Origin of the sequence: Streptomyces sp. NPDC053079 (assembly GCF_044546695.1) — a bacterium.
In the GTDB taxonomy this organism is placed as follows: Bacteria; Actinomycetota; Actinomycetes; order Streptomycetales; family Streptomycetaceae; genus Streptomyces.
This window is the reverse complement of sequence record NZ_JBITZJ010000002.1, coordinates 911031-925732: the sequence shown is the minus strand read 5'-3', so window position 1 is coordinate 925732 and position 14702 is coordinate 911031. Positions and strand designations below refer to the sequence as shown.

General features: G+C 71.4%; 12 protein-coding genes. 9 read left to right on the top strand and 3 right to left on the bottom strand.

Annotation, left to right across the window (positions count from 1 at the left end; translation table 11 throughout):
* Positions 1–362 precede the first annotated feature (362 nt).
* Positions 363–803: a hypothetical protein gene (locus ACIGXW_RS11515; protein WP_399572200.1), complete on the bottom strand. Its 441-nt coding sequence runs from the start codon at positions 801–803 to the stop codon at positions 363–365.
* Between the two features lie 122 nt (positions 804–925).
* On the bottom strand, positions 926–1732 hold the full coding sequence (locus tag ACIGXW_RS11510; RefSeq protein ID WP_399572198.1) for a VOC family protein: 807 nt from the start codon (positions 1730–1732) through the stop codon (positions 926–928).
* A 205-nt stretch (positions 1733–1937) separates the two neighbouring features.
* Here ACIGXW_RS11510 and ACIGXW_RS11505 point away from each other — a divergent pair, with 205 nt between their 5' ends.
* From ACIGXW_RS11505 to ACIGXW_RS11480, 6 genes are all read left to right on the top strand, one after another.
* On the top strand, positions 1938–2354 hold the full coding sequence (locus tag ACIGXW_RS11505) for a CBS domain-containing protein (RefSeq protein ID WP_399572197.1): 417 nt from the start codon (positions 1938–1940) through the stop codon (positions 2352–2354).
* A gap of 52 nt (positions 2355–2406) precedes the next feature.
* Positions 2407–2829, top strand: coding sequence for a CBS domain-containing protein (locus tag ACIGXW_RS11500; RefSeq protein ID WP_071964117.1), 423 nt, complete (start codon positions 2407–2409; stop codon positions 2827–2829).
* Between the two features lie 168 nt (positions 2830–2997).
* Positions 2998–3858, top strand: a complete 861-nt coding sequence (locus ACIGXW_RS11495) for a carbohydrate ABC transporter permease (RefSeq protein ID WP_360908823.1) — start codon at positions 2998–3000, stop codon at positions 3856–3858.
* 225 nt (positions 3859–4083) lie between these two features.
* A complete protein-coding gene (locus tag ACIGXW_RS11490) occupies positions 4084–4866 on the top strand; it encodes an ABC transporter ATP-binding protein (protein WP_071964119.1) in 783 nt (260 codons plus the stop codon).
* Positions 4867–4908: 42 nt separating this feature from the next.
* On the top strand, positions 4909–7446 hold the full coding sequence (locus ACIGXW_RS11485) for an ABC transporter permease (RefSeq protein ID WP_399572194.1): 2538 nt from the start codon (positions 4909–4911) through the stop codon (positions 7444–7446).
* Between the two features lie 144 nt (positions 7447–7590).
* The gene (locus tag ACIGXW_RS11480; RefSeq protein WP_399572192.1) at positions 7591–8466 is read left to right on the top strand and encodes an NAD(P)-dependent oxidoreductase; all 876 of its coding nucleotides are present in this window, start codon (positions 7591–7593) and stop codon (positions 8464–8466) included.
* Positions 8467–8533: 67 nt separating this feature from the next.
* On the opposite strand, the gene ACIGXW_RS11475 is transcribed toward ACIGXW_RS11480, so the two are convergent.
* Positions 8534–9559, bottom strand: coding sequence for an ATP-dependent 6-phosphofructokinase (locus ACIGXW_RS11475; protein WP_071964123.1), 1026 nt, complete (start codon positions 9557–9559; stop codon positions 8534–8536).
* Positions 9560–9758: 199 nt separating this feature from the next.
* On the opposite strand from ACIGXW_RS11475, the gene pta reads away from it, so the two are divergent.
* The 3 genes from pta (at position 9759) to pyk (ending at position 14651) form a co-directional block, all read left to right on the top strand.
* Positions 9759–11855, top strand: a complete 2097-nt coding sequence (gene pta, locus ACIGXW_RS11470) for a phosphate acetyltransferase (RefSeq protein WP_399572190.1) — start codon at positions 9759–9761, stop codon at positions 11853–11855.
* A gap of 84 nt (positions 11856–11939) precedes the next feature.
* Positions 11940–13151, top strand: coding sequence for an acetate kinase (locus tag ACIGXW_RS11465; RefSeq protein ID WP_071964127.1), 1212 nt, complete (start codon positions 11940–11942; stop codon positions 13149–13151).
* Between the two features lie 72 nt (positions 13152–13223).
* Positions 13224–14651: a pyruvate kinase gene (gene pyk, locus ACIGXW_RS11460; RefSeq protein ID WP_360908724.1), complete on the top strand. Its 1428-nt coding sequence runs from the start codon at positions 13224–13226 to the stop codon at positions 14649–14651.
* Positions 14652–14702 lie beyond the last annotated feature (51 nt).

Sequence of the window (14702 nt, the reverse complement as noted above, 5' to 3'; positions counted from 1 at the left end):
CGTGCTCGCCGGTCGACGAGGGTGGAGGGACTGGGCGGACGGGTTCTTCCTCGGCTGCCTGATGCGGGACGGCGAGCGCAGCCGGGTCGTCCTGGCGATCCACCACGGGATAGCCGACGGCCGGTCCGTGTTCGCGCTGCTCGACGAGTTGTGGCGACGTTACACCGCCCTGGCCTCCGGCGCCGGGCTGCCGGTCGTGGTCGAGCACCGCGTGCCGGACGCGGTGGACACCCGGCTCCCGGCCGTCGTGTCCGACGCGGAGGTCACCGCGTTCCTCGACCGGCTCACCGGGGCCGCCGGCGGTGACGGTCCGGTGCCGGCCGCGCTGCCGGCGGAGGGCCCCGTCGCATTCCCCGCGCGGGTCATACCCGAACGGCCGCCGCGGTCCGGGCGCGGCGCAGGCCGAAGAACTCGACGTCGGCGAAGAGGCCGACCACCACGGCCGCGAGGATCATGAACGCGGTTCCCAGGCCCGTGAGCGCCACGACGTCCGTGCATGCGAGCACCAGGAGCCCCGCGCAGGACAGGGTGTTGATCACGACGACGGCCCATGCGAGGCCGGAGGGGAGCGGGTCCTTGCGGACGATGAGGGCGATGAAGGCGGCCATGGCCAGCATGGCGATGCCGAAAGGGACCGACCACGTGGTGGGCAGGCCGAGCGGGTCACTGAGCAGCTTGCAGCCGGCGAGCAGGACGACGCCCAGCCCGGCGCAGGCCCAGCCGTCGATGCGCAGGGTGGTGCGCAGCAGGTCCGCGCTCTTGCCGGCCGCCGAACGCCGGGCGGTCATGGCCTGGGTGCTCATGCGGGTCTCCTTTGTCCGTGGGCAGGGGCCTGACCCGGCCCGGTCTGGGGAGACCGTGACATCGCGGGGGCCGGGGGCTCAATGACCTCCGAGGTCATGGCCGCCGGCGCCCGCCGGACCCGTCAGCCCGCCGAAGGCGCCGGCTCCACCGGCGGCGTCACGCTCTTGATCACCGCGAAGGGGGCGCCGTAGGGGTCCGCCAGCCACGCCATGCGCCCGATGTCGGGCGCGTCGGCGGCCGGCATCAGGACCGAGCCGCCGTTGCCCTCGGTGCGGGCGACGACCTGGTCGACGTCCGGGACCTCGAAGTACGGCAGCCAGTGCGGCTTCTCGGCGGGCTCGTGGAGGGGGACGACGCCGCCGAAGGATGCCTTCTGCTGGTCCTCGCCGGCCGCGGTGGACAGGACCGTGTACGTCATGCCGGGGACCTTGACGTCCTCGGAGCGCCAGCCGAACAGGCCGCGGTAGAAGGCCTTGGCGGCCGTGGGGTCGCCGGTGTGGAGCTCGGCCCAGCACAGGGAGCCCTGGTCGGTGACCTTCTCCAGGCCCTGGACGGCCGCCGGCTGCCAGACGGCGAACTCGGCGCCGGCCGGGTCGGTGAGGCACCCCATCCGGCCCGCCTCCATCGCGTCGAACGGCGCCACCCGCACCGTGCCGCCACCCTGCTCGGCGGACTTGGCCGTGGCGTCCGCGTCCGGCGTCCGGAAATAGACGGTCCAGGCCGAGCTCGCGCCCTCCTCCGTCAGCGGGCCGAGGGCCGCGACGTTCTTGCCGTCCACCTGGAAGAAGCCGTAGCCGCCCGCCTCCTCCCCCGCCGACCGGAACTCCCAGCCGAAGACGTCGCGGTAGAAGTCGGCGGCACCCTCCGTGTTCGGACTGCCGAGGTCGAGCCAACACGGTGCGCCGGTGACAAAGTCAGTAGTGAGCATGGTGGTGTGCCCCTTCGACGGATTCCGCCGGGTTCCCCCGGCCGGATTTCAGTCTGGCACCGGCCACTGACACTCGCCCGGTACGGACATTCCCCCTGAACGGAGTAAGCCTCCGATAGCCGGGGGCCAGGGTGCGGGAGACGATGAGAGTGCTGTCAACGACGCAGACGACTCGAGAGGCATTCGCACTCGGAGGAGGACGATCATGACGACAGCCAAGGACATCATGCACGAGGGCGCCCAGTGGATACCCCAGACGGAGACCCTGGACGTCGCGGCCCAGCTGATGCGGGACCTGAACGTGGGAGCCCTGCCGGTCGCCGACGCGAACGAGCGGCTGTGCGGCATCATCACGGACCGCGACATCGTCGTGAAGTGCATCGCCGAGGGCATCGACCCCTCCCAGTGCCGCGCCGCCGACCTCTGCGAGGGCACGCCCCGCTGGATCGACGCGAACGCCGACGTCGAGGACGTCCTGCACGAAATGGGGGGCCACCGCATCAAGCGGATACCGGTGATCGAGAACAAGCGTCTCGTCGGGATGATCAGCGAGGCCGACCTGGCCCACCACCTCACGGACGAACAGATCGCCGAGTTCACGGAGCTGGTCTACGCCCGCTGACCGCCACCCGGCAGCCGGCGGCTACGACACCCTCCGAGGAGGCGGACAGACCATGACCAAGGCCAAGGACATCATGCATCCGGGCGCCCAGTGGATCACCCGCGAGGAGACCCTGCCCCGCGCGGCCCAGGTGATGAAGATGCTCAACGTGGGCGCCCTGCCGGTCAGTGACGACAACGGGCGGCTGTGCGGGATCATCACCGACCGCGACATCGTCGTGAAGTGCCTCGCCCTGGGGCACGACCCGTCCAAGTGCACGGCCGCCGACCTCTGCGAGGGGACGCCCCGCTGGATCGACGCGAACGCCGACGTCCAGGACGTCCTGCACGAGATGGAGAGCCACCGGATCCGTCGTCTCCCGGTGATCGAGAACAAGCGCCTGGTGGGCATGATCAGCGAGGCGGACCTGGCCCGCCACCTGCCCGACGCCCAGGTCGCCGAGTTCGCCGGCCACATCTACTCACCGGCGAAGTAGGCGGGCGCGGCGGCCGACGGGCACGCCCCGGCGCGCCCCGGCCCGCCCCGTGGGCCCCCACCGTGGGCAAGGGGGCGGGGTGAAGCGCGGCCCGGCCCCCTGCCCCCGCACCCCCGCCCCGCGCTACCCTCCGAGCGGCTGTCCGCGCACGTCGCGCCCGGAGGTGCCATGCGCCCGCTCCTCGCCCGCCGCCCCCGCCGCCGCTACCGTCCCGGCCCGTCCCACCGGCTCGCCGCCGACGCCGCGCTGCTCGTCGTGGCGGGCGCGTTCGCCGTGCCGCTGGTGTGGCTGCTGCTGGCCTCCGTCGACTCCGGGGCGGGGCTGCGGGTGCGCGCCCCCGAGGACCCCACGTTCGACAACTTCTCGGCGGTGCTGACCGAGGACATCACCTTCCGGCCCATGCTCAACAGCCTGCTGCTGTGCGGCGGCGCCACCCTGCTCACGATCGTGTGCGCCGCGCTCGCCGCGTACCCGCTCTCGCGCTACCGCTCCCGCGTCACCCGGCCGTATCTGCTGGGGGTGCTCTTCACGACCTGTCTGCCCCTGACGGCGATCATGGTGCCCGTCTACGGGCTGTTCGTGCGGATCAACCTCATCGACACCGTCTACGGCACCGCGCTCTTCCTCGCCACCGCCCAACTGCCGTTCGCCATCTGGCTGATGAAGAACTTCATGGACGGCGTGCCGGTCATCCTGGAGGAGGCCGCCTGGACGGACGGCGCAGGCCGGCTGCAGGCGCTGGTGCGGGTGATCCTGCCGCTGATGGGCCCGGGCCTCTCGGTCGTGACCATCTACTGCTTCATCATGCTCTGGGGCAATTTCTTCGTTCCGTTCATGCTGCTGCTCTCCCCCGACCAACTGCCCGCGTCCGTCAGCATCTTCACCTTCTTCGGGAACTACGGGCAGGTGGCCTACGGACAGCTGGCGGCCTTCTCCCTCCTCTACTCGACGCCCGTGGTCGTGCTGTACGCGCTCATCGCCCGCCGCCTCGGTGGAGGTTTCGCGCTCGGGGGCGCGGTAAAGGGCTGACCCGCCGGCGACCCGCCGCCGGCCCGCCTCCGCCCGCAGGCGGCCCGGTGCGCCTTCAGGATGACGGCGTCCGTCTGCGGTACTACGCCCCACCGGCACCACAGGCCCAGAGCACGACGCCGTTTTCCGGCCGTACGGCTGACGCTCGCCGAGGCTGCCGCTCCGAGAATTGGAACTGTTGATTCCAACGTCCCCACCCCCCACGTACCTCCCGGAGGAGACCTCGTGTCCCACACGGCTGCCTACGCCACCCCCCACACGCCCGCCGGCGTCATCGCCGCTCGCGCCACCGGGCTGAGCAAGGTCTACGGGCAGGGCGAGACCCGGGTGGCCGCCCTGGACTCGGTCTCCGTGGAGTTCCGCCGGGCCGAGTTCACGGCGATCATGGGGCCGTCCGGCTCCGGCAAGTCGACGCTGATGCACTGCATGGCGGGCCTGGACACCATCTCCTCCGGCTCCACCCGGATCGGCGACACCGAGCTCGGCTCGCTCGGCGACCGGCAGCTGACCCGGCTGCGCCGGGACAAGGTGGGCTTCATCTTCCAGGCGTTCAACCTGCTGCCCACCCTGACCGCCCTGGAGAACATCACGCTCCCCATGGACATCGCGGGCCGCAAGCCGGACCCGGAGTGGCTGCGGCAGATCGTGACGACGCTGGGCCTGTCCGGGCGGCTCGCGCACCGGCCGAGCCAGCTGTCCGGCGGCCAGCAGCAGCGCGTGGCCGTGGCCCGCGCCCTCACCGCCAAGCCGGAGATCATCTTCGCGGACGAGCCGACCGGCAACCTCGACTCCCGCTCCGGCGCCGAGCTGCTGGGCTTCCTGCACGAGTCCGTGCGGGCGCTGCAGCAGACGGTCGTCATGGTCACCCACGACCCCGTCGCCGCCTCCTACGCCGACCGCGTCGTCTTCCTCGCCGACGGCCGCATCGTCGACGAGCTGCGCGAGCCCACCGCCGACGCCGTCCTGGACCGCATGAAGCGTTTCGACGCCAAGGGCCGCACGAGCTGATCACCGCCGGATCCGACGACCTCCAGGACTGACGCCGAAACCATGTTCCGTACCGCCCTGCGCAACCTCCTCGCGCACAAGACCCGGCTGATGATGACCGCCCTCGCGGTCCTCCTCGGCACCGCCTTCGTCTCCGGCACCCTGATCTTCAGCGACTCCGTCGGCAGCGCCTACCGCGACAGGATGGCCAAGAGCCTCGACGACGTCGCCGTCCAGGTGACGGCCGGCGGCCCCCGCGCCGACCGTGCCGACGGCCAGGCCGCCCTCGACACCCGCGTCGTCGACACCGTCCGCGCCCTGCCCGGTGTGGCCTCCGTCCGCCCCTCCGTCACCGGCACCCCCGTGATCGCCGACCGGCACAACAACGCCACCGGCAACGTCTGGGGCAACAGCGGCACCAACTACGTTCCCGGCAAGGACGGCAAGGACAGCCGCTACCCGCTCACCGAGGGCCGTGGCCCCGCCGCCGAGGGCGAGATCGCCCTGGACGCCAAGACCGCGGGCACGATCGGCACCAAGGTCGGCGGCACCGTCCGGCTGGCCGTCGACGGCCCGGTCGTCACCAAGAAGCTCGTCGGCATCGTCAAGAGCGACGACCCGCGGGTGAGCGCGGGCGGCAGCCTCGCCCTCTTCGACACCGCGACCGCGCAGAAGCTCTTCGGCAAGCCCGGCGAGTTCAGCGAGATCGTCGTCACCGCTACCCCCGGCACCGACCAGCAGAAGCTGACCGCGAAGGTCCGCGAGGCGCTGCCGAAGTCCTTCGAGGTCGAGAGCGGCAAGAAGCTCGCGGAGAACCAGGCCAAGGGCATCGACCAGGAGACCGGCTCGATCCGCAAGACCTTCCTGGTCTTCGCCGGCATCTCCCTCTTCGTCGGCATCTTCATCATCGCCAACACCTTCACCATGCTCATCGCCCAGCGCAGCCGGGAGATCGCGCTGCTGCGCGCGGTGGGCGCCTCCCGCCGCCAGGTGGTGCGCTCGGTGCTGATCGAGGCGGGCCTGCTGGGCCTCGTCGCCTCCGCCGCCGGTTTCGTCCTCGGCCTCGGCATCGCCGCCGGCCTGCACCCGCTGCTGAACTCCACCGGCGCGAGCCTGCCGGACGGCCCGATGGTCATCACGCCGACGGCCGTGCTCTACGCCCTCGGCGTCGGCGTCGCGGTGACCGTGCTCGCCGCGTGGCTGCCGTCCCGCAAGGCCGCGCGGATCGCCCCGGTCGAGGCGCTGGCCGCCGTCGACCAGGCACCGACCACGCGCAGCCTCGTCGTGCGCAACTGCGTCGGAGCGGTCCTGACCGCCGCGGGCGTGGCGGTCATGCTGTACGTCACCACACTGCGCACCAGCGGCGGTCTGACGACCGCCATGGCGGGCTCGGCGCTCACCCTCGCGGGCGTCATCGTGCTGGCCCCGCTGCTCTCCCGCCCGTTCGTGAACCTCTTCGGCCGGCTCACCGTCCGCTTCTGCGGCGTCAGCGGCAAGCTCGCCAAGGAGAACGCCCTGCGCAACCCGCGCCGCACCGCCGCCACCGCCTCCGCCCTCATGATCGGCCTCACTCTGATCACGGGCCTGACCGTGGCCGCCGTATCGGCGAACGAGGGCATGAACAAGATGGGCCAGCAGGACCTGAAGGCCGACTACAAGGTCAGCTCCTCCAGCTACCTCGGCCTCTCGCCCGAGATCGCGAAGACGCTCGCCGGGCAGCCCGGCGTCGAGGCGGCGGTTCCGCTGCGCTCGCTCGGCTTCGAGGCGGACGGACGTCCCGCGCTGGCCTACGCCACCGACGTACGGACCGTCGCCGAGGTGACCGACGTGCGCGTGGTCGGCGGCTCGCTCGCCGACGTGCGCGGCGCCGGCACCGTCGCGGTCGCGGAGAAGTTCGCCAAGGATCACGGCCTGAAGGCCGGTTCGACGCTGCCGATGGCGTTCTACGACGGCAAGAAGGCGAGCCCGCGCGTCGCGGCGGTCTACCGGGACAACGACGTGCTGTCCGATGTCCTGACCACACCCGCCCTCGTGGACCCGCACCAGGACAAGGTGCGCGACGACCAGGTGCTGGTGAAGGCCGCCCCCGGCCAGGCGAAGGGCCTCCCCGGCAAGATCAAGGAGTCCCTGGGCGGCAACCCGCTCATCAAGGTCGAGAGCCAGGACGACCTGCGCCGCTCCCAGGCCGGCAGCCTCGACGACATCCTCTACCTGATGTACGGCCTGCTGGGCATGGCCGTCGTCATCGCCGTCGTCGGCGTCGTCAACACCCTCGCCATGTCGGTCTTCGAGCGGACCCGGGAGATCGGGATGCTGCGGGCAATCGGCCTGGCCCGCCGCGAGGTCAAGCGGATGGTGCGGCTGGAGTCCGTGGCGATCGCGATGTTCGGCGCGGTCATGGGCGTCGGGGTCGGCATCTTCCTCGCCTGGTCCGGCGGCCACCTGCTGCGCTCGTCCTTCCCGCAGTACGAGATGGTCGTGCCGTGGGCGCGGATCGCGGTCTTCCTGCTGCTGGCCCTCGCGGTCGGCGTCCTGGCCGCGCTCTGGCCGGCCCGCCGGGCCGCCAGGCTCAACATGCTGGAGTCGATCGGGGCGCAGTAGCCCCCCGCGGCTCCCGCCGCCCCCACTCACCTCCAGGTAAGTGCCCACTTATTTGTGCGTACTTGGCGTGGCGCGCCCCATCGGCAAATCTGATGGAGGCGCGCCACAGCCGTTTTCGCACCGCACACCTGGAGCCTGAAGCACATGAGCACCACCCCTGCCTCCCCCGTCACCGTCCTCGGTCTCGGCGCCATGGGAACGGCCCTGGCCACCGCCTTCCTGACGAACGGTCACCCCACCACCGTGTGGAACCGCAGCGCCGCCAAGGCCGACCCGCTGGTCGCCCGGGGCGCCGTCCGGGCCGGTGACCTCGCCGCCGCCGTGACGGCGGGCGAGCTCGTCGTCGTGTGCCTGCTCGACCACGCCTCCGTCCGCGAGGTCCTGGACCCCGTGGCGGCCGACCTCGCCGGCCGCACCCTGGTCAACCTCACCAACGGCACCCCCGCCCAGGCCCGCGAGGCGGCCGCGTGGGCCGCCGCCCACGGCATCACCTACCTCGACGGCGGCATCATGGCCGTCCCGCCGGGCATCGGCACGGAGCAGGCGTTCGTCCTCTACAGCGGTGCGCGGGAGGCCTTCGACGCGCACCGGCCGGCGCTCGAGCGCCTGGGCGCGGCCCACTTCGTCGGCACCGACGCGGGCCTGGCGGCGCTCTACGACATCGCGCTGCTGAGCGGGATGTACGGGCTGTTCTCGGGCGTCGTCCACGCCCTGGCCCTGGTGGACACGGAGAAGGTGCCGGCGGAGCGGTTCGCGCCGATGCTGAGCGCGTGGATCGCCGCCATGGCCGGGAGCATCCCGCACTTCGCCCACGAGATCTCCACGGGCGACTACACGCAGGGGGTGGTGTCCTCCATCGGCATGCAGGCGGCCGCCTTCGGCAATCTCATCACGACGGCCGAGGAGCAGGGCGTGCGGCCCGTGCTGTTCACGGCCCTGCAGGAGCTGATGGAGCGGCGCGTGGCCGACGGGCACGGCGCGGAGAACCTCACGGGCATCGCGGAGCTGCTGCGCAAATGACCTGCGGACATGGCTGTGGGCCACCCCTCGGGGTGGCCCACAGCCATGTCGTGCGGCAGGTCCGTGCCTAGAAGACCGACTCGGCCTCGTTCATCCGGTTCTCCGGCACGCGCTTGAGCTCGGTCACCGCTTCCGCCAGCGGGACCATCTCGATGTTCGTGCCCTTCAGCGCGGTCATCTTGCCGAAGTCGCCCCGGTGGGCGGCCTCGACCGCGTGCCAGCCGAAGCGGGTGGCGAGGACGCGGTCGTACGCGGTGGGGGTGCCGCCGCGCTGGACGTGGCCGAGGATGACCGGGCGGGCCTCCTTGCCCAGGCGCTTCTCGAGCTCGACGGCGAGCTTGGTGCCGATGCCGGCGAAGCGCTCGTGGCCGAACTGGTCTATGGCGCCCTTGGCGTAGTCCATCGTCCCCTCGGCGGGGTGGGCACCCTCGGCGACGCAGATGACGGCGAACTTCTTGCCGCGGGAGAAGCGCTCCTCGACCATCTTGACGAGGTCGGCCGGGTCGAAGGGGCGCTCGGGCAGGCAGATGCCGTGGGCGCCGCCGGCCATGCCGGACTCCAGGGCGATCCAGCCGGCGTGTCGTCCCATGACCTCGACGACCATCACCCGCTGGTGGGACTCGGCGGTGGTCTTGAGGCGGTCGATGGCCTCCGTGGCGACGCCGACGGCCGTGTCGAAGCCGAAGGTGCGGTCGGTGGAGGAGATGTCGTTGTCGATCGTCTTGGGGACGCCGACGACGGGCAGGCCGGCGTCGGAGAGCATCTTGGACGCGGTGAGCGTCCCCTCGCCGCCGATCGGGATCAGCACGTCGATGCCGAGGTCGCGGGCGAGCTCCTTGGAGCTCTCGCAGGCCTCGCGCAGCCGGGCGCGCTCGAGGCGGGAGGAGCCGAGGATGGTGCCGCCGCGGGCCAGGATGCCGCTCACGGCGTCCAGGTCGAGCTTGCGGTGGCGGCCGTCGAGGAGGCCCTTGAAGCCGTCCTCGAAGCCGATGACCTCGTCACCGTGGCCGACAAGCGCGCGGTGCACGACCGAGCGGATGACAGCGTTCAGGCCAGGGCAGTCGCCGCCCGCGGTGAGGACTCCGATGCGCATCGTGCTGTGTCTCCTGCTCGCTACTGGTACATGTGAGCCGGGCCGATTGTTTCACGGGCCGGCCGGTACTGCCGCACCCCCGACACCACACTGACGCGCGCCTTATCCACGGGCGCAGGTATTGTCAAGAGGGCAAGGCCACCTTAACGGGTTTATTTTCTTCCGAAGAACACTCGGCGAAGCATCAAGGAGAGCACGCGTGACGCGCAGCGTGTACGTGACCGGGACCGACCGCGGCGACGGGCGCCAGGTCATCGAGCTGGGAGTCATGGAGCTCCTCACTCGCCACGTCGACCGGGTGGGCGTCTTCCGCCCGCTCTTCCACGGCGACGGCCCCGACCGCCTCTTCGACCTGCTGCGGTCGCGCTACCGGCTGACCCAGACCGCGGAGAGCGTCGTCGGCCTGACCTACGGCGAGGCCGCAGCCCTGCAGGCCGAGCGCGGCACGGACGAGCTGGTCTCCCGGCTCGTCGAGCGCTTCCACGCGGTGGCCCGGGAGTACGAGTACGTGCTCGTCCTCGGCACCGACTTCGCCGGCACCACGCTCCCCGACGAGCTGGCCCTCAACGCACGACTGGCGAACGAGTTCGCCGCGTCCGTCATCACGGTCGTCGGCGGCCAGGAGCAGTCGGCCGAGTCCGTGGACGCCGAGGCCCGCAACGCCTACCGCGCCTACGAGAGCCTCGGCTGCGACGTCGTCTCCCTGGTCGTCAACCGCGTCTCCCCCGCCGACCGCGAGGCGATCGCCGAGCGGCTCTCCGCGACCCTGCCGGTGCCCTGCTACGCGCTGCCGGAGGACGGCTCGCTCTCCGCGCCGACCGTGCGGCAGATCGTGCAGAAGCTGGGCGCCGAGGTGCTGCTCGGCGACGACGCGGGCCTCTCGCGCGACGCGAAGGACTTCGTCTTCGGCGGCGCCATGCTGCCGGTCTTCCTGCCGGCCCTGACCGAGGGCTGCCTGGTGGTCACCCCCGGGGACCGCGTGGACCTGATCGTCGGCGCGCTGGCCGCGCACAGCGCCGGCGCCCCGCCCATCGCCGGTGTGCTGCTGACCCTGGACGAGCGGCCGGGCCCGGACATCCTGGCGCTGGCCGGCCGGCTGGCCCCCGGCACCCCGGTCGTCTCGGTGCCGGGCGGCTCCTTCCCCACCGCCGCCGAGCTGTTCGCGGTCGAGGGCAAGCTGGAGGCGTCCTCGCCGCGCAAGGCCGAGACCGCCCTCGGCCTGTTCGAGCGCCACGTGGACACCTCCGAGCTGACGAACCGCATCTCCGTGGCCCGTTCCAGCCGCGTGACCCCGATGATGTTCGAGCACGAGCTGATCGAGCGCTCCCGCTCGGCCCGCCGCCGCGTCGTCCTGCCCGAGGGCACCGAGGAGCGCGTGCTGCGCGCCGCGGACGTGCTGCTGCGCCGTGACGTGTGCGACCTGATCCTGCTGGGCGACGAGGACGCGATCCGCAAGCGCGCCGCCGAGCTGAGCATCGACCTGGGCGGCGCCCAGATCATCGACCCGCAGACCTCGCCGCTGCGCGAGCGCTTCGCCGAGCTCTACGCGAAGGTGCGCGCCCACAAGGGCATGACCGTGGAGCTCGCCCACGACGTCGTCGCCGACGTCTCCTACTTCGGCACCCTGATGGTCCAGGAGGGCCTGGCCGACGGCATGGTCTCCGGCGCGGTGCACTCCACCGCCGCCACCATCCGCCCCGCCTTCGAGATCATCAAGACGGCCCCGGGCGCCCAGATCGTCTCCTCGGTCTTCTTCATGTGCCTGGCCGACCGGGTCCTGGTCTACGGCGACTGCGCGGTCAACCCCGACCCCAACGCCGAGCAGCTCGCGGACATCGCCATCCAGTCCGCGGCGACCGCCACCCAGTTCGGCGTCGAGCCGCGGATCGCGATGCTGTCGTACTCCACCGGCACCTCCGGCTCCGGCGCGGACGTCGACAAGGTCCGCAAGGCCACCGAGCTGGTGCGCGAGCGCCGCCCCGACCTGCTGGTCGAGGGCCCGATCCAGTACGACGCCGCCGTGGACTCGGCCGTGGCGAAGACCAAGCTCCCCGGCTCCGAGGTCGCGGGCAAGGCCACCGTGCTGGTCTTCCCCGACCTCAATACCGGGAACAACACCTACAAGGCCGTGCAGCGGTCGGCCGGCGCCGTCGCGGTCGGACCGGTCCTGCAGGGTCTGCGCAAGCCCGTCAACGACCTGTCGCGCGGCGCGCTGGTGCAGGACATCGTCAACACCGTCGCCATCACCGCCATCCAGGCGCAGGGCGAGCAGCGCGGCGAGCGCACCGAGCCGTAATACGGAGCCGGGGACGGGGCGGCGCGCCCCGTCCCCGGTCCCGTACCCCTCACAGCCCCGAGAACCCCCACACGGAAAGCCCCCATGACTGCCAACGCCACCCGCGTCCTCGTCCTCAACTCCGGCTCGTCCTCCCTCAAGTACCAGCTGCTCGACATGGCCGACGGCGCCCGGCTGGCCGTCGGACTGGTCGAGCGCATCGGCGAGGAGACCTCGCGGCTGGCGCACACCCCGCTCGCGACGGGCGGCGCCAAGCGCGAGCGCCTGGAGCCGATGCCCGACCACGACGCCGCTCTGAAGGCCGTCGCCCGGGAGCTGACCGCCGACGGTCTGGGCCTGGACTCGCCGGAACTGGCCGCGATCGGTCACCGCGTGGTGCACGGCGGCCAGAAGTTCACCGAGCCGACCGTGGTCACCGACGAGGTGATGGCGGAGATGGAGCGGCTGATCCCGGTCGCGCCGCTGCACAACCCGGCCAACATCACCGGCGTCCGCACCGCCCAGGCGCTGCGCCCCGACCTGCCGCAGGTCGCGGTCTTCGACACCGCCTTCCACACCACGATGCCCGAGTCGGCCGCGCGCTACGCGATCGACGTCGAGACCGCCGACGCCCACATGGTCCGCCGCTACGGCTTCCACGGCACCTCGCACGCCTACGTCTCCCGCGAGACGGCGAAGCTGCTGGGCAAGGCCCCCGAAGAGGTCAACGTCATCGTCCTGCACCTGGGCAACGGCGCCTCGGCGTCCGCGGTGAAGGGCGGCCGCTGCGTCGACACCTCCATGGGCCTGACGCCGCTGGAGGGCCTGGTGATGGGCACCCGTTCCGGTGACATCGACCCGGCGGTCATCCTTCACCTGTCCCGCAACGCCGGGATGTCCGTCGACGAGATCGACTCGCTCCTGAACAAGAAGAGCGGTCTGATCGGACTGTGCGGCGACAACGACATGCGCGAGATCCGCCGGCGCATCGACGAGGGCGACGAGCGGGCGGCGCTCGCCTTCGACATCTACGTGCACCGGCTGAAGAAGTACATCGGCGCCTACTACGCGGTGCTCGGCAAGGTCGACGCCGTGGCCTTCACGGCGGGCGTGGGCGAGAACGCCGCGCCCGTGCGCGAGGCCGCCGTGGCCGGTCTGGAGGAGCTGGGCCTGGTCGTGGACGCCGGTCTCAACGAGATCCGCTCCGACGAGGCGCGGCTGATCTCCCCCGACTCCGCGCGGGTCGCGGTGGCCGTCGTCCCGACCGACGAGGAGCTCGAGATCGCCACCCAGGCGTACGCCCTGGTCAGCGCTTGATCACCGGCCCGGCCTTGGCCTTTCCCACAGCTCGAATATTCCGCTCCGAAACAAACCGATAGGATCTGCCCCATGCGCCGTTCCAAAATCGTCTGCACCCTGGGCCCTGCCGTCGACTCCTTCGACCAGCTGAAGACGCTGATCGAGGCCGGTATGAACGTGGCCCGCTTCAACATGAGCCACGGGACCCACTCGGAGCACGAGGAGCGGTACAACCGTCTCCGCAAGGCCGTGGAGGAGACCGGCCGCGCCGTGGGCGTCCTGGCCGACCTCCAGGGCCCGAAGATCCGCCTGGAGACCTTCGCGGACGGCCCCGTCGAGCTGGTGCGCGGCGACGAGTTCGTCATCACCACCGAGGACGTCCCCGGCGACAAGACCATCTGCGGCACGACGTACAAGGGCCTGCCCGGCGACGTCGTCAAGGGCGACCAGGTCCTGATCAACGACGGCAACGTCGAGCTGCGGGTCACCGAGGTCGACGGTCCGCGCGTGAAGACGATCGTCATCGAGGGCGGTGTCATCTCCGACCACAAGGGCATCAACCTGCCCGGCGCGGCGGTGAACGTCCCGGCGCTGTCCGAGAAGGACATCGAGGACCTGAAGTTCGCGCTCGCGATGGGCTGCGACATGGTCGCCCTGTCCTTCGTCCGCGACGCCAAGGACGTCAACGACGTCCACCGCGTCATGGACGAGGTCGGCCGCCGGGTGCCGGTCATCGCCAAGGTCGAGAAGCCGCAGGCCGTCGAGAACATGCACGAGGTCGTCATGGCCTTCGACGGCGTGATGGTGGCCCGTGGCGACCTGGCGGTGGAGTACCCGCTGGAGAAGGTCCCGATGGTGCAGAAGCGCCTCATCGAGATGTGCCGCCGCAACGCCAAGCCGGTGATCGTCGCGACCCAGATGATGGAGTCGATGATCACCAACTCGCGCCCGACCCGCGCCGAGGCCTCCGACGTCGCCAACGCGATCCTGGACGGCGCGGACGCGGTCATGCTGTCGGCCGAGTCGAGCGTCGGCGCGTACCCGATCGAGACGGTCAAGACGATGTCCCGCATCGTCGAGGCCGCCGAGCAGGAGCTGCTCTCCAAGGGCCTGCAGCCGCTGGTGCCGGGCAAGAAGCCGCGCACGCAGGGCGGCTCGGTCGCCCGCGCGGCCTGCGAGATCGCGGACTTCCTGGGCGCGAAGTCGCTGGTCGCCTTCACCAAGTCCGGTGACACGGCCCGCCGTCTGTCCCGCTACCGCACGGCCCAGCCGATCCTGGCCTTCACCACGGACGCCTCGACCCGCAACCAGCTGACGCTGAGCTGGGGCGTGGAGACCTACGTCGTGCCGCACGTGGACAACACGGACGCGATGGTCGACCTGGTCGACGCCGAGCTGCTGAAGCTCCAGCGCTACAGCAAGGGCGACACCATGATCATCACGGCCGGTTCCCCGCCCGGCATCCCGGGCACCACCAACATGGTCCGGGTGCACCACCTGGGCGGCGAGACCGTCTGACCCCTTCGGGCTCCGTAGGACGCCGGGCGGGCTGGAGAAATCCAGCCCGCC